At 42.0% G+C, this 19272-nt stretch carries 16 protein-coding genes; 9 read left to right on the top strand and 7 right to left on the bottom strand.

Annotated elements, in window-relative coordinates:
* Nucleotides 1-61: 61 nt before the first annotated feature.
* From topA to IEV36_RS13135, 3 genes are all read right to left on the bottom strand, one after another.
* Nucleotides 62-2701 carry a type I DNA topoisomerase gene (gene topA / locus IEV36_RS13125; RefSeq protein ID WP_005255320.1) on the bottom strand — a complete coding sequence of 880 codons (2640 nt, stop codon included), beginning with the start codon at nt 2699-2701 and terminating at the stop codon, nt 62-64.
* A gap of 33 nt (nt 2702-2734) precedes the next feature.
* Nucleotides 2735-3184, bottom strand: coding sequence for a hypothetical protein (locus IEV36_RS13130; protein ID WP_005255321.1), 450 nt, complete (start codon nt 3182-3184; stop codon nt 2735-2737).
* 234 nt (nt 3185-3418) lie between these two features.
* Nucleotides 3419-3664 carry a SlyX family protein gene (locus IEV36_RS13135; protein ID WP_004774270.1) on the bottom strand — a complete coding sequence of 82 codons (246 nt, stop codon included), beginning with the start codon at nt 3662-3664 and terminating at the stop codon, nt 3419-3421.
* A gap of 32 nt (nt 3665-3696) precedes the next feature.
* Here IEV36_RS13135 and IEV36_RS13140 point away from each other — a divergent pair, with 32 nt between their 5' ends.
* Nucleotides 3697-5610, top strand: a complete 1914-nt coding sequence (locus IEV36_RS13140; protein WP_005255322.1) for an ATP-binding cassette domain-containing protein — start codon at nt 3697-3699, stop codon at nt 5608-5610.
* A 59-nt stretch (nt 5611-5669) separates the two neighbouring features.
* Here IEV36_RS13140 and IEV36_RS13145 read toward each other — a convergent pair whose 3' ends face one another.
* Together IEV36_RS13145 and IEV36_RS13150 are read right to left on the bottom strand one after the other, a co-directional pair.
* On the bottom strand, nt 5670-6197 hold the full coding sequence (locus IEV36_RS13145) for an O-acetyl-ADP-ribose deacetylase (RefSeq protein WP_032863808.1): 528 nt from the start codon (nt 6195-6197) through the stop codon (nt 5670-5672).
* A gap of 133 nt (nt 6198-6330) precedes the next feature.
* Nucleotides 6331-6873: a DUF4334 domain-containing protein gene (locus IEV36_RS13150; RefSeq protein ID WP_005255324.1), complete on the bottom strand. Its 543-nt coding sequence runs from the start codon at nt 6871-6873 to the stop codon at nt 6331-6333.
* Between the two features lie 210 nt (nt 6874-7083).
* Between IEV36_RS13150 and IEV36_RS13155 the strand changes: the two genes are divergently transcribed.
* Nucleotides 7084-8019, top strand: coding sequence for an LpxL/LpxP family acyltransferase (locus IEV36_RS13155; protein WP_005255325.1), 936 nt, complete (start codon nt 7084-7086; stop codon nt 8017-8019).
* 62 nt (nt 8020-8081) lie between these two features.
* Here the strand turns inward: IEV36_RS13155 and IEV36_RS13160 are convergent, their stop codons facing one another.
* Entirely contained in the window at nt 8082-9572 is a 1491-nt protein-coding gene (locus IEV36_RS13160; protein ID WP_005255326.1) for a PT dipeptide repeat lipoprotein, read from the bottom strand.
* 134 nt (nt 9573-9706) lie between these two features.
* Here IEV36_RS13160 and IEV36_RS13165 point away from each other — a divergent pair, with 134 nt between their 5' ends.
* From IEV36_RS13165 to IEV36_RS13175, 3 genes are read left to right on the top strand one after another with little or no spacing between them, the layout of a single operon-like run.
* Nucleotides 9707-10948, top strand: coding sequence for a cupin-like domain-containing protein (locus tag IEV36_RS13165; protein ID WP_005255327.1), 1242 nt, complete (start codon nt 9707-9709; stop codon nt 10946-10948).
* A 49-nt stretch (nt 10949-10997) separates the two neighbouring features.
* A complete protein-coding gene (locus tag IEV36_RS13170; protein WP_005255328.1) occupies nt 10998-11879 on the top strand; it encodes a DUF6502 family protein in 882 nt (293 codons plus the stop codon).
* Nucleotides 11880-11881: 2 nt separating this feature from the next.
* Nucleotides 11882-12592, top strand: a complete 711-nt coding sequence (locus IEV36_RS13175; RefSeq protein WP_005255329.1) for a hypothetical protein — start codon at nt 11882-11884, stop codon at nt 12590-12592.
* Between the two features lie 341 nt (nt 12593-12933).
* On the opposite strand, the gene IEV36_RS13180 is transcribed toward IEV36_RS13175, so the two are convergent.
* The gene (locus IEV36_RS13180) at nt 12934-14043 is read right to left on the bottom strand and encodes an endonuclease/exonuclease/phosphatase family protein (RefSeq protein WP_005255331.1); all 1110 of its coding nucleotides are present in this window, start codon (nt 14041-14043) and stop codon (nt 12934-12936) included.
* 188 nt (nt 14044-14231) lie between these two features.
* Between IEV36_RS13180 and asd the strand changes: the two genes are divergently transcribed.
* The 4 genes from asd to IEV36_RS13200 all read left to right on the top strand — a co-directional run bounded on the left by asd (nt 14232) and on the right by IEV36_RS13200 (nt 19271).
* The gene (asd, locus tag IEV36_RS13185) at nt 14232-15350 is read left to right on the top strand and encodes an aspartate-semialdehyde dehydrogenase (protein ID WP_004774257.1); all 1119 of its coding nucleotides are present in this window, start codon (nt 14232-14234) and stop codon (nt 15348-15350) included.
* A 141-nt stretch (nt 15351-15491) separates the two neighbouring features.
* A complete protein-coding gene (locus IEV36_RS13190; RefSeq protein WP_005255332.1) occupies nt 15492-16955 on the top strand; it encodes a type IV pilus assembly protein FimV in 1464 nt (487 codons plus the stop codon).
* A gap of 61 nt (nt 16956-17016) precedes the next feature.
* Nucleotides 17017-18258: a T4P machinery localization factor FimV gene (gene fimV / locus IEV36_RS13195; RefSeq protein ID WP_005255334.1), complete on the top strand. Its 1242-nt coding sequence runs from the start codon at nt 17017-17019 to the stop codon at nt 18256-18258.
* 44 nt (nt 18259-18302) lie between these two features.
* On the top strand, nt 18303-19271 hold the full coding sequence (locus tag IEV36_RS13200) for an asparaginase domain-containing protein (protein WP_005255336.1): 969 nt from the start codon (nt 18303-18305) through the stop codon (nt 19269-19271).
* Nucleotide 19272: the final 1 nt, after the last annotated feature.

Raw genomic sequence — 19272 nt, forward strand, 5'->3', positions numbered from 1 at the left:
TGTTTTTCTTAATGCTATAAAAAATGCTAGCAAGTGCTAGCATTTTTTTAAATCTGAATGTTTAAGCTTCAACCCATTTTCCGTCTTGGAAAACCAGACTCCACTTGGTTTGTTTGCCTTCTGCCGTTTCAGAACCTACGTATTGTGACTGGTTCTTACGACTAAATTTCACCACGGTTGGATTACCTTCAGGATCAACATCTGGCGCTTGCAGCAAGAATTGATATTTCGGATCAAGTTGTTCCGCAACGCTACGTAACTCAGCCACTTTTGGCGCACGTGTTTCACGAATTTTCGGGAATTTACTTGCAGCCAGGAATAAGCCAGCAGCACCGTCACGCAATACAAAGAAATCATCATGCTTGGTTGAGCGCAGGTGTTCCATCTTGATCGGATCAACACGCGGTGGCGCAGGCTGACCACTCTTCAACACTTTACGGGTATTATCACAGCTTGAGCAGGCGAAATATGGACCAAAACGGCCTGTTTTTAACTGCATTTCACCATCACATTTATCACATGGAATGGTTGGGCCATCATAACCCTTGATCTTGAATTCACCTTCTTCGACTTCGTAGCCATCACAATCAGGGTTATTACCACAGACATGCAATTTACGACCACCATCAACCACATAGCTGTCCATTGCAGTACCGCATTTAGGACAACGATGTTTCGACATCAAATCGGCTGTTTCAGCACCATCATCATCAGATAATGCAGCTAAAGACTCAACTGGGGTTAGGTTCAGTGTACCCTTACAACGCTCTTTCGGAGGCAGGTTATAACCTGAACATCCCAAGAATACGCCTGTTGTTCCTGTACGTACCTGCATTGGACGCGCACATTCAGGACAAGGGACATCGGGTACTTCGACAGGCTGGTTACGGCGCATGCCGCTTTCGCCTTGTGCATTGGTCAAACGCTTTTTAAAGTCGCCATAGAATGTATCCAGCAACTCTTTCCAGTTACGCTCACCTGTCGCCACACGGTCTAACTGACCTTCTAAATCTGCAGTGAAAGCATAATTCATCAGGTTATTAAAACTTTCATCCAGACGATCTGTCACGATCTCCCCCATCTTCTCAGCAAAGAGACGACGGTTCTCCAGTTTCACATAACCACGTTCTTGAATCGTTGAGATAATTGCAGCATAGGTTGATGGACGACCAATCCCTTTTTTCTCAAGTTCTTTTACGAGAGATGCTTCGGTAAAACGTGCAGGTGGTTTGGTAAAGTGCTGGCTTGGATCAAGCTTTTCTAACTTGAGGACTTCGCCGACTTTCACTGCTGGCAGTAACACATCATCATCTGATTTGTTGGCACCACGAACACGGGTAAAACCATCAAAGACTAAAGTACGGCCTTTTGCCTTTAACTCAACATTTGACGCTTCAACAGTCAACGTTGAAGATAAATATTCTGCTGGTGTCATTTGACAAGCGACAAATTGACGCCAGATCAAATCATATAAACGCTGAGCATCACGCTCAACGCCTGCAAGTTTATCACCCGTCAATCCAACATCTGATGGACGAATCGCTTCATGGGCTTCTTGCGCACCTGCTTTATTGCCATAACGATTTGGCTTAGCAGGAACATATTTTTCACCAAAATTTTGTTGAATATGATTACGTACCATATTCACTGCATCATCACTCAAGAAGGTTGAGTCAGTACGCATATAGGTAATAAAACCACCTTCATACAAACGCTGCGCCAACATCATGGTTTTCTTCACAGAGAAACCTAGACGGGTACTTGCTGCTTGCTGAAGAGTCGACGTGATATACGGTGCACTTGGATTAACCTTGGTCGGCTTATCTTCACGTAATGCAACTTTATATTCAGCATCTTTTAATACGCTTAATAGCGCATCAGTTTCAGCTTTATTCTTGAGTTTAAGCGTCTTACCGGCTTGTTTAACCGCTTCAAGACGAATGTCATCTTTCTTCGACAAGGTATCTGCAAAAACTTGCCAGTATTCTTCTGGGATAAAGGCACGGATTTCACGTTCACGCTCGACCACCAGTTTTACCGCAACCGATTGCACACGGCCTGCCGATAATCCACGGGCAATTTTTTCCCACAGCAATGGTGAAACCATAAAGCCCACGACACGGTCAAGGAAACGACGTGCCTGTTGCGCATTAACACGGTTTAAATCGAGGCGTGTTGGCTGTTTAAACGCTTCCTGAATGGCATTTTTAGTAATCTCGTTAAAGACCACACGGTGGTAACGACTGTCATCCCCACCAATCACTTCTCTTAAATGCCAAGCAATCGCTTCCCCTTCTCTATCCAAATCCGTTGCGAGATAGATTGCATCGGCATCTTTGGCGAGTTTTTTCAGTTCGGCAACCACATGTTCTTTGCCAGGCAGCACTTCATAATGGGCAATCCAGTCATGTTCTGGATCAACACCCATACGGTTAATCAGTGCAGATTGGGCTTTTTCCGCTTTTTGCTGGTCAGTCAGTTTGACACGCGTTGCAGGCTTCTTTTCAGTAGACTTCGCTCCGCCTCCTGTCGGTAAATCACGTACATGACCGACCGATGACTTCACTACAAACTGTGAACCTAAATATTTATTAATTGTTTTCGCTTTTGCAGGCGACTCCACAATCACTAAGGCACGTTTCTTTGCAGCAGATGCGGAAGCTGCTGTGCTTTCTGAAGCAGAGCGTGGAGTTTTCGCCATAATAAATCGTTTTTCCTGTGTTCAATCAATAAATTAGCGATGAGCTAATTCATGTAAATAAGTTTTTATCTGTTCAAGCTGTGTGGCTTTTAAGTCAGTTTCTTCATCCCAATATAGCCCAACACAGTTTGCCTGCATATCAATAGCATAAACTCCTTTTAATGCAATGGTTAAATCATTAAATTTCTGATCACCTTGCACCACCTGAAGCTTGCCATCTACCACTCGTGCACGCATAAGCGGCAAACGGGCATCTGGAATCAGGACACTATAATAGGCCACCATACTGGCACGCTTTTCCGATGCCATTGGAATTTTTGTCCATTCTGGCGCTGCGATTAAACGTGGATGCAAGCCCATTTTTCGTGCCTGATCACGCATCATGCCCAATGCTTTTTCTCGTGGACTAACACGTAAGCCAAAAATCGAGCCAAGTACAAACAGTACAATCGCAACTGTGATCCAAATTCCAATATTACTCATAAAGTTGCCCAAAACATCCTTTTACTAGCGTTACATAAGTTGAATCAAAAAGGCAAGTTTTCCTTACAGTCTATATTCAGGACATTGATTTATCATTCAAACTTGAATATATCGCAGTCATCAAACCTTATTATTCTCAAGTTTAAAATATGATTGATGTCGGAAATATACAATAAATACATGACTCAGTTTTGACTGTAAATATGAATGACTTATTTTATCGTGGCGAATAGCTTAATAATGCGGCGGTTTATCATTCACAGGATCAAAAGCTGCAATACCTTCCGATAAATCAGAAGATTCAACCCGACGATATAAAAGTTGCATCTGTTTTTTTAAATCGGCAATTTCTTGCGTCTGAATTGCCAGTTGTTGATTTAATTGTTCAACTAAATCATCTAAAAATGCAATTCGGACTTGCAAATCTTCAATGGGTGCGGAAAATGACGCGTGATCATCAAAATTTTGTGGTTTAGTCATTTCAGACCTCATCTGAACTTTTAGGAAACATTATGGCCTATATTACTTTAAGGGATGTCCATCTCGCATTTGGCGGACCTGCCTTACTCGACGGCGCGAACTTTAACCTGGAACGTGGCGAACGAGTCTGTTTAATTGGTCGTAATGGCGAAGGTAAGTCTACTTTATTAAAACTGATTGAGGGAAGCCTGTTGCCTGATAACGGCGAAGTTTCCATTCAAAACGGTTTAACTGTTTCAATGTTAGCCCAAGATGTCCCAATGGACTCTGGTAAAGTTGCTGATATTGTTGCCGAAGGTGCAGGCGAAGCAGCCAATGTCTTAAAAGAATATCATGAAGCCAGCGATGCTTGCGTGCTGGGCGATATGGAAGCCTGTGACCGTATGGGCATGCTTCAGCACAAACTCGATCAACTGGACGGTTGGGCACTCGAAAATAAGGTCAACTCAATTCTCAGTAAAATGGGACTTGATCCGAATGCAGATCTGGCAGATTTATCAGGCGGACGTAAACGTCGTGTATTATTGGCGCGTGCGTTACTGACTCAACCCGATGTCCTGTTACTGGACGAACCAACTAACCATCTCGATGTTGAAAGTATCGAATGGCTCGAAAAATTCTTACTGGATCAGAATAACCTGACCCTGCTGTTCATCTCACATGACCGTTCATTTGTTGACAGCATCGCAACCCGTATTGTCGAGCTAGATCGTGGTATTTTGCGTAGCTACGAAGGTAACTATTCACGTTATCTCGATCTCAAAGCACAGCAAATGGAAGCAGAAGAAAAGCAAAATGCTTTATTTGATAAAAAGTTAGCTGAAGAAGAAGCATGGATTCGTCAAGGTATTAAAGCACGTCGTACCCGTAACGAAGGTCGTGTCCGTGCCTTGAAAGACTTGCGTGAACAGTCTAAGGCGCGTCGTTCACAACAAGGCAAGGTCAGCATGGCAACCCAAGAGGCGAATCGCTCTGGTAAGCTGGTGTTTGAAATTGAAAACTTAAGCGTGAGCTACGACAGCAAAGTACTGATTAAAGATTTCTCTGCAATCGTGCTGCGTGGTGACCGTATCGGTTTGGTCGGTGACAACGGTGTCGGTAAAACTACCTTGATCAAAGCTATTCTGGGCGAAATCGAGCATGGCGGTTCAGTCAAGACTGGTACACAACTTGAAATCGCCTATTTTGACCAGTTACGTAATGCGCTCGATCTTGAAAAGACCGTAATGGCGAACGTTTCAGAAGGCTCAGACTTTGTCGATGTGAATGGTAACCGCCGTCATATCTATAGCTATTTACAAGACTTTTTATTCTCTCCAGAACGTGCGCGTACACCAGTAAAAGCGCTTTCTGGCGGTGAACGAAATCGTATTCTTCTCGCAAAATTGTTACTTAAGCCATCGAACCTGATTGTAATGGATGAGCCAACCAATGACTTGGATATGGTGACGCTTGAGTTGCTTGAAGAAATGTTATCTGAATACAAAGGGACCTTGCTGCTCATCTCGCATGACCGTGCCTTTATGGATAACGTTGTGACCTCAACGTGGGTGTTTGATGGCAAAGGGAATATTGATGAATACATCGGTGGCTATCAGGACTATCTAGAACAACGCCCAGACCAGAAAGTCGTTGATCAAAAAAGTGATGTCAAAAAAGCGCAGGCAAAAGCTGAAGCGGCTGCCGCAGCTGCACTCGCTCCTGCACCCAAAAAAGTGAAGCTGAGCTATAAAGATCAGCGTGCACTTGAACAGCTGCCTGCTGAAATTGAAGCATTGGAAACTGAACAAGCCACATTATCAGCGAAACTGGCTGATGGTTCATGGTTTGTCAGCGATGCCAATGCAGCGACTCAAGCCAGCCAACGTCTCGCAGAAATTGACGAATTATTGCTAGAAAAGTTAGAGCGCTGGGATGAGCTAGAAAATCTAAGCAAAGGTAATTAAATCCTCTATGAGCATCTATCTCTTGAGGATAGATGCTCTATTCAAAATCAAATCGAAGATTAAATCTTAAAATTATCTTTTAATGACTGATAAATATTAAAATTCTCATCATCAAAACATACAAAAATGACTTCCGTTATAAACTGACTCTGTTTTAATTGCTCAGCAATTGTTTTTAACGCAATTTGAGCAGCAAGCTGTTTAGGAAAACGATAAATTCCTGTAGAAATATTCGGAAATGCCACACTTTGTAGTTTCAAATTTTCAGCCAGTTTAAAGCTGTTGCGATAAGCATTTTCCAATAATAAAACTTCATCGTGCTGTCCATCGGCCCAAGTGGGTCCAACGGTATGAATGACATATTTCGCAGGCAAATTTCCAGCCGTCGTCACCACCGCCTCACCAACAGCACAACCACCCTGTTTTGCTCTTATTTTTTGACAATCTACCAAAATCGCTGCGCCGCCTTTTCGGTGAATTGCGCCATCTACACCGCCTCCACCGAGTAACGAGGTGTTCGCAGCATTCACAATTGCATCGGCCATAATCTGAGTAATATCTCCCTGAATGATGTTTATCGTTTTCACCATAATCTCCTGATCGAAATAATGATTGATCTATCGACAAAAAGCATGCGCTTTATCTTTTAGATTTAAAAGTGTACGCACAACTTGATCTAAGTTCCAATTCGCAACAGATAAATCCTCGCAGAGAGTTAGTTTATTCAAAGCCAAGCGAACTTTGATGATCGCGTTGCAGAATAAAAAAATAGGGCTGGGCTTGCTGTTTTAAATCCATCCAGCCCAATACGGTATTTTCATCTATTTTTCGAAACACATCATGAATGGGCTTTTCATCGTAAATCATCGTCGCAGATATTTTTCCCCGAAACTCAGTCATTCTTAAGCGGGCTTTACTGTCTTTGGTTTTTAATAGTTTCAAACCACCAGCCAGATACTTACTGTTATTTTTCAAAAAGCTAAAATCGAGATTTAGAGGCAACCATTTCGGATCAAGGAAAAATAACGCTGTCTTCTTCGCATTGAGGAGCACTAACGGATATACCGTTTCCTGATCAATAAATAATTTCCCATACCAGTTTGCCTGCTCCAATAGACCATTCATCGGATGACCTGTTACCACCTCAAATCCTTTCCAGCGACCATACATAAATGGACAGTCAACCTCATCCAATTGATCATAAAACTCGATCATTTCCTGAGCGTCGATTTTCTTCCCTTGTGATATTTCCTGAATATTCATCATCCCTTCCCTTTTTTGTTTTATTGATCCTCAACTCAATCTGGATTGAGTCTGGTGTGATCTGCATTGTATTACAGCTAAAGTAGAAGCAAAAAATTTCTCATTCAATTTCCGCCGAGTAGCAACCGAACAAAAGCGTGTTGGCATATTCTCAGGCTCACTTCATGTTACACTGCTCCAAAATTCAACATTATTCACTCTACTAAGTTTATGAGTCAAAAGCAGTCTTATATACCTGGCGAATTTCAATGGGAATTTCTATTACCCAAATATTGGAAAATTTGGATCGCCATTTTTTTTCTTATGTTATTGGCCATTCTCCCATGGGCAATTCAGTGGCGCTTGGCACATGGCTTAGCAGGATTATTCTGGCATCTGCTCAAGTCACGCCGAAAAACCACACTTCAAAATCTGGAACTGTGTTTTCCAGAATGGTCACCAGCGGAAGTCGAAGCCCAAGCAAAACAAGTTTTTGTCGATATGATGCTGGGTGTTTTTGAAACCCTGAATGCATGGTATTGCCCACAATGGTTTAAAGATCGTCACAGCATTGAAGGCCTAGAACATATTCATGAGGCCAAGGCTCAAGGCAAAGGCATCTTATTACTCGGCACACATAGTACCTTGCTAGATGCGGGCGGTTATATCTGCGCCCAGTATTTCGAGCCAGATGTGGTGTATCGACCGCAGAATAATCCGATGCTGGATATGCTGATTTATCGTTGCCGTGCAACCATTTATCAGCACCAGATTGATCATGATGATATGCGTGGTTTGATTCGTCGCCTAAAAGACGGTGGTGCAATCTGGTATAGCCCTGATCAGGATTTCGGTCTCAAACAAGGTGTGATGGCCCCTTTCTTTGGTGTCCCTGCAGCAACGGTCACGGCACATCGTCGTTTATTAAAAATCTCGAAGGCTGTCGCGATTCCGTTGTATTTCTATCGGTACGGAGATGTGCGTAATCCGCAATACAAAGTCCTGATTGAACCGATTGTGGACAACATGCCAAGCGAAGATGAAGTGAGTGATGCGATCCGAGTGAATCAGATTATTGAAGCGCAATTACGTATCGCACCGACGCAATGGATGTGGTTCCACCGCCGTTTTAAAACTAGAGCCGAAGGCTACGAAAAAATCTATTGATACGCAAAGAGCCGATCCATTGTAATGAATCGGCTCTTTTTTCAATGAGGAAAAGATAAATATTAGTTCGGGAAAATCACGCCTGAGCTTAAATCATAATAAGTTGGATTATTGCTATAAACCGATCCTAATTTCACATTAATAAACCAGCCTAAATTACCCTGATCTTGTAAGCGGTTTTGAACCTCACTTGGTAGGTCTAGTTTGTGAATCGCATCTTCTTTAAAGACCTTCGATTCAATATTGGCTGTGCTCGTACTATCACGTTCAAATAAATAGCCTTGGGTATTAAAGAATCCAAGTGCATTGCCCTTATCAATCAGGTGATAGCCTTCCGCAGCCTGCTGTTTGAGTAACAGGTCTAGTTTGGTTGGATTATCATCATAGAATCCTGCTTCTGTTTCTGGCATTTCGAAATAGCGATATGCATAGGTTCCATTATGGGTACTACTGTTCACACAGGTTGGCACATAAAATGTGCCATCGGTTGTGCCGTTATTGGTAAAAGTACTACCAGCAAAAATTAACTTACAACCCTGTGCCCCCAGCTCATTAAATGTTGCCAGAATATTAGCGCGACTGGTATCGGTTAAGAAGCGGTTGTCATAACTATAAGTTGCTGGTTTTTTATCATTTTTAACAAATAAATATTTATAAGTATAGCTTGGTGACTCACCCAATGATGACTTATACGCAAAGCCAGCTTTACCTTGTTTTTTAATCTCAGCCAACCAAAACAGATAAATGTTGATAACCACATTAGTTTTGACATCAACAATTTTATAGCTGTAAGTATCCGTCGAAGTATTATTTTTCACATATAAGTTTTTAGGTTCTGGGAAAGCACTATTGGCTTTTTTTACATCCAGAGAATTACTAGCTAAAGCAAAGCCCTGACGCCCCTGCTCATTGACTTGCGCCAGAAAATTCTCAAAGGAGGTTTGGTTATCTAACAAGCGATAACTTGCAGTTGCATTTTTTACAGTCGGTTTCAATAGGCTATAACCATCTACATTGGTACGGGTATAGCAAGTTACTGTCTTCGATGGATCAATAGCATCCATATAAGCTTGAATATCTTTAATATTCGCTTTTTCATTCACCTCACACATCCCATCTCCTTTAAAGGCATAGGCCCATGCACTTCCCGTGCGATATCGATCACTATATTTCACCCGATTTGCCGTCGTGGTCCCACTGGTTTCAGTTGGCAAAATGTCAGTAATCAACGCATCATCAGAAGCAACCGCATAATTTTTAATAATGGCGCCTGTGCAATCTTCTTTTTCAAATTGACGCGTTTCTTCGGTAAAACGAACGCTGTTATCTGAAGTCTTATACACAGTTAAGTTTGTTCGTGCCCCTTCATGGCAAAAGCCGCCTAACCAAGAACCGACAAAGCGATCGGCCACGACTGGGGTCGGTGTCGGAGTCGGCGTAGGCGTTGGAGTAGGTGTAGGTGTTGGTTTGGAATCAGAATCATTATCCGAGCCACACCCGACCAGTACAGCACATGTCACGCTTAATGCCAGTTGTGTCCATATTTTTTTCATTATTTTACCCTCTGTGTGATTTTTTCACATAAATTACGTGTGAAAATTTAACACTTTTATGCTTGAGTGCAAATATATTTCTGCGTAAATTAATAACGAAAGGTCAAAAATATTTTTACTCATGGTCAGAATGTATGGATGCACAAGAGAACTTAGCCAGACAATTCAGTGCCTTACCAAAGGAATGGCAGATCTGGCTAGAAGAAAATTTAGAACGTGGCTGTCGTCCCACTGATTTAGTCAATATTTTGCTACGTGAAGGCTTAATTGATCTTGATCAAAACTTCGCAGCTCAAGTACCGCTAGAACCACAGCACGATCATCAACAAGAACAAACTGCACTAGAAAAACAGGTGCAGCTCAGCATTACGTTCAATCAACAACAGCAAAAATGGCTTGCGCAGGCCGTTTTGAATGGAACAGATCAGGCCTATATTTATCAAACGTTGCAACAACAAGGCTTAAGTGAAATTGATATCACACTAGAATTGGCTCAGCTAAAACAACATCCTTATTTTCAAATCGCCCAAGAACAGCACTTTTTAGTGCGGAAAAGAAACTGGTTGCTCAATACTCTCGATTATTTTGCCCGCTTGAATCCCCAATATCAGCATATTAGCCGGATCACACTCCCCTCATTCGAGCAATTTATTCAACAATATTACAGTCGAAATTTACCTGTCATTCTCACAGATTCAGTCGCCCATTGGCCTGCCTTACAGAAATGGTCACCTCAATATTTCAAAAAAATAGTCGGGAATCAGGAAGTTGAGGTGCAGTTCAATCGTGAACAAGATCCAATGTTTGAACGCAACTCGATTCAACATAAAACCAAGATGCTGATGAGTGAGTTTGTCGAGTTAATTGAACAAACTCCTCACTCTAATAATTTTTATATGACGGCAAATAATGCCAAAGCCAGTCAGACAAGTTTAGCCACATTATTTCAAGATATTGATCATTTTCATGGCTATACAGATCATACACAGGTCTATGATCGCAGCTTTATCTGGTTTGGACCGAAAGGTGCCTTTACGCCACTGCATCATGACTTGACCAATAACATCCTTGTTCAAATCTATGGACGTAAAAAGGTCACCTTAATTCCCGCACTACAAGTGCCAAATTTATATAATGATGTCGCAGTTTTTAGCAAAATTGCTGATCCTTATCAAATAGATATAGCAAAATCATTTCCAGACTTTGCACTGAGCAGCAAAATCGAATGTATTCTCGAACCGGGTGATGCTTTATTTATTCCTCTCGGCTGGTGGCATTGTGTCGAAAGTCTGGATATTTCCATGAGTGTTTCATTTACTCATTTTAATATCGACAATGGCGGTGCTGAATCATTTCCAACAACCAACTATTGTTAAAATCAGATCACCCCATAATTAATCATGCTTTAACTCTTCAGGTGCTTTAATGGTAAAACCAACAAATCAGGTCATGACCGAAAACGAATTAAAAGCGAATGATACGCAAGGTGTTATTGCTCAAGAAGCAGAAACAACCTTGGAAAGTATTTTTCCAATGATGCAGCACATTGCGCGCTGGTTGATTCATTCTGGCGTAGGTTATACCGACTTTGTTGCTGCATTGAAGCCAATTTTTTATGAACAGGCACTCTCAGAATTAGATCGGATTCAACAAAATAAAACAGATTCAGCCGTGAGTTTATTATCAGGATTACACCGTAAAGATGTCAGTGCTTTTCGGCAACAGGCCACTCAAACTACGATCGACACTCCCAACTTTGCCATTAGTGTTCCTGCACGTGTCATTGCACGCTGGATTGCACTGGATCTTCCTCATCAGATTCCAGTTTCTGGTGAAGAAAACAGTTTTGAAGCTTTGGTGAAACACATCTCGACAGAAAAACATCCCCGTTCAATTCTATTTGAATTACAACGTTTAGGCGTGGTTGAACAACAAGGACAACAGGTTATCTTGCAGCAAAATAGCTTTACACCAGATAATCAAATGCAGGAAAGTAAGGCCCTATTTTCTGCCAACCTCACAGATCATCTGGCAGCTGGAATTGATAACTTTATTAGCGAAAAACCTTTTACTCATCTCGAACAGGCAGTCCATGCCGAGAAATTAACACCGCAGTCGGTTGAGGCACTTCGACAACTTAGTATCGAACTTTGGCAAAATATGGCAAAACAATTATTAAATGCTGCCATTCATCATTGCGAACAAGACCAGAACAAAGCAGATGCAACTTATCAATTTCGATTTGGGGTCTATCAGTACGATACACAGATAAAACTACAAGTGCCTTATATATTTAAGGATAAATAAAAATGAAAACAATACTTTTCCCAAGCATTATTTTAGTTTCAGCGATTGCTTTAACCGCCTGTGGAGAAAATTTTTCTGCTGCCAATGTCAGCTTGGGAGGCAGTGGTTCTGGTACCCAGAAACCCTTACCTGGTGGGGGAAATGGTGGAGGCTCGCATCCCTCTACGGGAGATAAAGGTGAATTTTATGAATATGTCGTCGTAATCCCGCAAGAGACCCAAAGCAGCTGTATGGGGATGCAACGCAGCATGCGTTTTATCGATGCTGAAACCAAACAACCTTTAGCTGTAAACTCCCTTCAGAGCTTAGCCACATCATCCCTGCAAATTGAAATTAGCAACACCACCCCAAATTATGTTTATCAGCTCGTACCGCTGTGCCGTCCGATTGAGTTCCAAATCGGTGAAACTATCATGTTTCATGGACAATCATTAAGATGCGCTACAGATCAAGATGAAATACAAGTATTGCGCCCTTATGAAACACGGACTTATGAGCTCGATCTCAGCTTTGCGGAGACTGAACTTCCCTTAATCGTAAACTATAAAGCTTTTTATCGTACTGACTTGCCTAGTATCGGGACAGCATGGGAAAAATGTGACGCAGCCCAAATCACTGTGCCTATTTATAAGAAACGTATTCCTAAAGAGCCTAAAATTATAGAACCACCGATCACGGTTCCTGAACTACCTGTCGGTGAGAAGCCAGAATAATGCTGGTCATGAAAAAATTAAAACCCGAGTCCTGCATCCTGCAAAACTCGGGCAAATGAGGTTGTGCTTTCACGTTATTTTTATTATCTTGCGTCCATCGCATGCATCATATCCATGATGACTGTTCCATCTCAGCGCTGCTTATCCTTAATCGGAAATCCATTCCTGCGTCCTTGTGCTGATGTATTTAGAATAAATCTTTTGCGGCTGTAGGACTATTCGTTACAAACTTAAATCTATGTACGAAATAACGTACATTAATTAGCTAAAGTTTAAAATCACGCAATTCCTCAAATCACTGAAATCTAAATAAAACACGTAATTTAATCTTATACAACCCACTATTTATGAGGTTGAGCCAAAGGATCAATGACCTCTTTCTCCTCTTCCTCAGCCTTCTCTATGCCTTCCTGTATCGCCTTTTGAGCCTCCTGTTCATCTTCGGCTGTCTGTTCCAGTGATTCCTGCTGTTGTTCAAATAGACGATCTGTTTGTAACACCACATAAATCGGAAAATGATCTGAACCAATATGCGACAAGCGTTTCATTTTGACTAAACCAAAATCCGTACTATGAAACAGATGATCCAGTGACCAGCGCAGTAAAGGATAATCAGCATGGAAAGTATTCATGAAATAGCGCCCAACCCGTGGGTCAAGCAAGCCACTAATACGCTGGAATAGGCGGGTTGTTCTCGACCATGCCACATCATTCAGATCTCCCATCACGATACAGCTCTGATCTAGGTCTTTAATTTGGTCACCCACAATCAAGAGTTCGGCATCTCTTAAAGTTGAGTCTTTGGCCTCAGTTGGACTCGGAGGTTTAGGATGTAAACAGTACAACTTGACCTGCACACCCGACGCTAACGTCAGACAAGTGTGAATCGAAGGAATCTCGTCACTTAAGATAAATTTCACTTCGGTATCATTTAACGGCAAACGACTATACAGATGCATTCCATATAGATTGTCTAAAGGCACAGGCACACGGAAAGGATAATCTGCTTCGATTTTGCTCAGCGCGTGTTGCCATGCAGCATCCGACTCAAGGGTCAGCACCACATCAGGTTTTAGATTTTCAATATGCGCTAGCAAAAGATGATATTTATCGTTTGGAGTCAGTACATTCGCAACCAGTAATGAAACTTGCTGTTCAGGTTTTAACTGCGCCTTCTTTACTTTTTGAACCTGCTTTTTCCATAATGGCGTATAGGGCAAAACCATTTTGAGCTGATAGGCAATCGCAGCCATTAAACCAAGAAAAAACAGCTCCGTGCTCAAAGTCCAGTCCGATACACCAAATAACATTACACAAGCGGTCAAAATCCCCAATGCCAAAATTTGTAATCTGGGAAAATCCGCCCCCCGAAACCACCACTCATCTCGAGGGATCAAAGACCAAAATGAAAGCCATATCACCACTGCTGCGCAAATCTGAATCCACATCATGTTCATTTTTCTCTTTGGGATAGCATAGATTTACAATAAAGCTGTAGCTTTATCAATTTTCTATCTAATATAAACAAGATATTCCACTCAATAAACAGACTGTTTTAGTGAGGTAACGCTTGCAGTTGTGGACGCTTTTGATACACTCAAACCCCTTTTAATTTTTTTACATACCGAGGCACAATGACATGAAAGTAGGTCTGGTCGGTTGGCGTGGGATGGTTGGTTCTGTCCTTATGCAACGTATGGTTGAAGAGAATGATTTTGCTCATATTGAGCCATTCTATTTCTCTACCAGTAATGCAGGTGGTGAAGCGCCTGCATTTGGTGGTAAGACTGCCCCAGCACTTATGGATGCAACGGACATTAAGAGTCTGAAGCAAATGGATGTCATTTTAACCTGTCAAGGTGGTGATTACACATCTGAAGTTTTCCCGAAACTCAAAGCTGAAGGTTGGGATGGCTACTGGATTGATGCAGCTTCTACCTTGCGTATGGCGGATGATGCAATCATCGTACTTGATCCAGTGAACTTGAACGTAATCAAAGATGGTTTAGTGAATGGCACTAAAACATTTGTTGGCGGTAACTGTACTGTTTCACTGATGTTGATGGGCTTGGGTTCATTATTCCAGAACAATCTGGTTGAGTGGGCTACATCAATGACTTATCAGGCAGCATCGGGTGCAGGCGCGCAAAACATGCGTGAACTGATCACAGGTATGGGCTATCTGTATAACAATACCAAAGACTTACTGGATGACCCTAAATCTGCGATTCTTGATATTGATCGTCAAATTGCAGACTTGCAACGTGGCGAAGGTTTCCCGAAAGCAAACTTCGGCGTGCCATTGGCAGGTTCATTGATTCCATATATCGACAAACAGCTCGAAAGTGGTCAATCAAAAGAAGAATGGAAAGGTCAGGTTGAAACCAACAAGATCCTCGGTAACCAGCAAATTGTTCCAATCGATGGACACTGTGTCCGTATCGGTGCGATGCGTTGTCACTCTCAAGCGATTACATTGAAATTGAAAAAAGATGTGGCGCTGGACGAGATCGAAGACATGATTCGTAACTCTAGCCAATGGGCAAAAGTGGTTCCGAATACACGCGAAGCATCAATGACTGATCTTACCCCAGTTGCAGTAACAGGAACTTTAACTGTTCCAGTGGGCCGTTTACGCAAACTGAATATGGGTAAAGAATATCTAGGTGCATTCACAGTTGGTGACCAGTTACTTTGGGGCGCTGCTGAACCATTGCGTCGTATGCTTCGTATTCTGGTTGAATACAAGAACGCTTAAGCAAAAATCCCGAAAAATCAAAAGCCGATCACATTTGATCGGCTTTTTTATGTGGATGGAAAATGAAGAATTTACAATTCATTTACATCACGGTAATGTATACTTTTTTCTGACCATAACATCACTTTTTCATGGATCGAGATGACTGTTTATAACAAATTAAAAATTGCCATTTTAACCATAATTTCTTCGCAACATCTTTATGCAATTACACTTGATCCATTGCAAATTCAGTCTGCTCCGGGTGAGTTACTTTATGCGGAAATGAGTTTCCATCAAGCTGATATCAACTCGAAATTTGATGTGAGTCTAGCAACGCCTGAAGACTTATTGATGATTGGTGCCGCACATCAGCCCCCTTCAAACCTGAACTTTTTTACACGTCGCAACAATCAGGGAGAAGGTGTCATTGTGATCACCTCTTCCCGTCCAATGACGGATGCTGAACTAAACATCATTATCAAAATCCAAGAAGGTGGTGCTTCTCATTTAAAGCATATTCGACAGTCTATGCGTCAGGCAGCAAAGCCACCGCTCAGCGCAAAAAGTAATAATGAAAAGTCACTCACACCTAAATTTATTGTTAGTGAAAAAGATATTGCCTTAAACCTGCCTGAAAGTACCCGTTTCAATGTTGCAGATACCAATACCAAAGCAGTCTCTAAACAGGAAACGCTATTAAATGCGCCCTTTGCCTTGCCGCCAGCATTAAAGAAACAGCAATCTTCTGCACCTGAAGCAGCCGCAATATCCGTTGCTGTGCCTGCAAAAGTAGAACCTTCTGTTGTAGCAGCATCACTCCAACAAACAGCATCGAATGTAAGTAGCAAAGCAGAGAAAGCAACTGAAGCTCCTGCAATTAAACAGGAAAATATTCAAACGGCACAAGCAGCGACACCTGCAACAGAGACTGCTCCACCTGCAAATGAGCTAAAAAATACGGCATTAAAATCTGTTGAAGATGGCGAGATAACCAAAGCCCAATATCAAGCCAAAGAGCTTTCAGCCCCTGCGAAGAAAAAAGCACCTGTTCAAAATACGCCAACGACATCAGCTGAAACCGCACAACAACATGTTGTACAACGCAATGAATCCCTCTGGAGTATTGCACAACGTATTGCAGGACAAACCCAGCAACCTGTCGCTCAGGTGATGCATCAAATCAAGGCACAAAATGAGCATGCCTTTATTGGAGGCAATGCAAATCGACTCAGACAAGGTTCACATTTGAACTTTAATTTCAGCGCGACAGCAACGCAGCAGAATAAGAATATCAATCAAATCGCAGCTCAAACCCAACGCCCTGCCGCTGCTAAAGCCAAATATCGCTTACAACAGGCAGAAATGTCCTTAGTCGCTGAAAGTAATCAAGATTCAAGTACGGGAAGTGCCAAAAAAGACACATTACAACAAAAAACCAGTGCAGACTTGTCATTAAAAGTTATGACAGCACGGGAAAAAACCGTTACATTACAAAGAAACGTAACACAGTTAGAACTGGCACTGCATCAAAAGGAACAACGTATTCAGCTGTTAAATGCTCGGCTTGCCGAACTACAAGATCAGTTAAAAGTGCAGCAGGAAACTAAAAAGTCAACACGCTAGGTTACGAGAAGATTCTCATAAATTTGCATAAAAGCGGCTCAATCTTTAAGGGGTAAAGATCATGTCAAATATAATCATCGTACTACTGGTCATTGTGCTGGTGGTTGCGATCTTTTTAAAAAAGCGTGAAAGTAATCAAGCCAATGCTGCACCAAAGAAAGGTACAGCTAAAACACCGAAAAAATCTGCGACCAAAACGGCTTCACGCACGGCTTTAGTTCGTGAAGAACAAGAACTTGCCCCTCAAGTTAGCACTGCAATTTCTGAAAGCCTTCGCCAACAGCTTGAAAAGCAAATACATAGTGGCAATTTCCAAGCCGCTGAAGCACAAATCAATCAGGCTTTAAAACAAGATAATTCTCAACATGAGCTTTATCTTTTTTTACTGGAGATTCATCTTAAACAGAAAGATGATTTTGCAATTGATCAACTGATCAAGCATGTGCATGCACTGAAACTTGAAGATATTGCGCAAGCCGCTGAAATCAAACATCGTGAATATCTACAGAATAAACAGCCTGACTCTATTGATTTTAATTCGGCAAGCTTTCATCAAATGCATACGACCACAGAACCTGTCGCTCAAAACAATAGCGCAGATTTCGATGCATTAGTTCAAACACCAGCAGCACAGTCTTTTGACGATTTACAATCTGAATATACGGCTCCTGCGGAAGAAGCCAGAACAGTAGAACCCGCACCTGAAGTACAGCCTTTAGATTTCAACTTTTCATTTGAACAAAAGGAAACTGTTGAACCAGCTCCTGCACCAGTTGAAACACCTGAAGCAAAACAACAGCAACCACTTGAGTTTTCTTTTAATCTGGACTCAGCAACACCGAAGACTGAAGAAACCAAAGTTGCAGACAGCAAGCCAGAATTAGACTTTAACTTTGCGGATTTAGAGGTTGTTGCAAATCAACCTGAAGCCAAACAGCAAAGTACAGAAACAGCACCGAGCCTTGATTTCAATTTTGAACCGTCTCAAGCGCAGGTTGAAGAAAAAACCTCGATTGAAAAGACTGAGTTTTCATTTGAAGCTGTAACACCAGCGTCTGTTGCTGAACCTAAAGTTGAATTTACTCCAGCACCATCTCAAACTTCAGCAAGTCATGATCCACTGGTGCAATCATTCCCTGACTTGCAACAACTGAATGAAGCGCAGCTCAATTTAGAACTGGCTGAACAATATGTTGAACTGGGCGCCTATGAGTCTACCCGTGAATTGTTAAAAAACACCTCAGCATTCAATCCAGAGCAACAACAACGTTCAGAAATTTTACTGAATAAAATAGCTTCCTGAATTTGATCAGTCTAATATAAGCAGTCTCTAAGACTGCTTTTTTTATGATGAAAAAAATCGCTTTAATCTATATGGGTGGAACTTTTGGCTGTATTGGCGAACCGTTAATGCCAATGCCAGAACAGGACTTTTTACCACTACTTGGCAAGGTGATCCCACCACATTTACAGGTCGAATGCTTCGCTGCACCCAGTATTAAAGACAGCAGTGCCTGTACTGCAACCGATTGGCTCAAACTGGTCCAACAAATCCAGCAACTACAACTGAATGGCTTCCAGCATTTTGTGATTATTCACGGTACGGATACGCTCAGTTATGCTGCTGCTACACTGGCACGATTCTTAGGCCATTCTTGCCATGCGATTATTACGGGCAGCCAATATCCATTACTGAATATTGAGGGCAATGACACACGCGAGTTTACCGATGCAATCGGTAACTTATATCTGGCCCTAGAGCAGGTATTGAGCTTAGCAAGCGGTGTTTATCTGGCCTTTCATCAACAAATTTTCCATGCCCAAACCACGCTAAAAGCACATACAACTGAGCTGGATGCATTTGTCGGGATCAAGGCTGAGCAAAGTTGTAAGACCACGGCTGATCCTTTTGTCATCCACAATGAGCATATCGAAAAAGCAGCACAACTGAGCATGCTCAATCTGATGTTACAGCCGATTGCAAAAGAGCAGCTCATCATGCAGTTAAAAAATCTTGTGGCTGCTCCACCTGACTTTCTGGTTTTACAAGGTTTCGGAACAGGCAATATTGCCGTCAATGATGAAATTCTTGCGTTATTTGACGCTTTTTATCAGAAGCAATGTCTGCCAATTATTAGTACACAGGTCACCTTCGGACAGTTGGATCAGCGTTATGCAGTCAGCTCATGGATTCAATCTGCCAAAGTTTTGGTCAATGATTGCCATAGCCATGCCGATTTATATGCAAAAGCCCTGCAAATGTATTTAAAATACCCGACCCACGAACAATGGTTCGAACATTGGCATCAACACTAAT

The organism is Acinetobacter vivianii (genome assembly GCF_014635885.1).
In the GTDB taxonomy this organism is placed as follows: domain Bacteria; phylum Pseudomonadota; class Gammaproteobacteria; order Pseudomonadales; family Moraxellaceae; genus Acinetobacter; species Acinetobacter vivianii.

Bases quoted from the DNA above. Each gene is read 5' to 3' on its own strand.
- topA (WP_005255320.1), bottom strand. From the start codon at position 2,701: ATGGCGAAAACTCCACGCTCTGCTTCAGAAAGCACAGCAGCTTCCGCA.
- IEV36_RS13130 (WP_005255321.1), bottom strand. From the start codon at position 3,184: ATGAGTAATATTGGAATTTGGATCACAGTTGCGATTGTACTGTTTGTA.
- IEV36_RS13135 (WP_004774270.1), bottom strand. From the start codon at position 3,664: ATGACTAAACCACAAAATTTTGATGATCACGCGTCATTTTCCGCACCC.
- IEV36_RS13140 (WP_005255322.1), top strand. From the start codon at position 3,697: ATGGCCTATATTACTTTAAGGGATGTCCATCTCGCATTTGGCGGACCT.
- IEV36_RS13150 (WP_005255324.1), bottom strand. From the start codon at position 6,873: ATGAATATTCAGGAAATATCACAAGGGAAGAAAATCGACGCTCAGGAA.
- IEV36_RS13155 (WP_005255325.1), top strand. From the start codon at position 7,084: ATGAGTCAAAAGCAGTCTTATATACCTGGCGAATTTCAATGGGAATTT.
- IEV36_RS13160 (WP_005255326.1), bottom strand. From the start codon at position 9,572: ATGAAAAAAATATGGACACAACTGGCATTAAGCGTGACATGTGCTGTA.
- IEV36_RS13165 (WP_005255327.1), top strand. From the start codon at position 9,707: ATGGATGCACAAGAGAACTTAGCCAGACAATTCAGTGCCTTACCAAAG.
- IEV36_RS13170 (WP_005255328.1), top strand. From the start codon at position 10,998: ATGGTAAAACCAACAAATCAGGTCATGACCGAAAACGAATTAAAAGCG.
- IEV36_RS13175 (WP_005255329.1), top strand. From the start codon at position 11,882: ATGAAAACAATACTTTTCCCAAGCATTATTTTAGTTTCAGCGATTGCT.
- IEV36_RS13180 (WP_005255331.1), bottom strand. From the start codon at position 14,043: ATGATGTGGATTCAGATTTGCGCAGCAGTGGTGATATGGCTTTCATTT.
- asd (WP_004774257.1), top strand. From the start codon at position 14,232: ATGAAAGTAGGTCTGGTCGGTTGGCGTGGGATGGTTGGTTCTGTCCTT.
- IEV36_RS13190 (WP_005255332.1), top strand. From the start codon at position 15,492: ATGACTGTTTATAACAAATTAAAAATTGCCATTTTAACCATAATTTCT.
- fimV (WP_005255334.1), top strand. From the start codon at position 17,017: ATGTCAAATATAATCATCGTACTACTGGTCATTGTGCTGGTGGTTGCG.
- IEV36_RS13200 (WP_005255336.1), top strand. From the start codon at position 18,303: ATGATGAAAAAAATCGCTTTAATCTATATGGGTGGAACTTTTGGCTGT.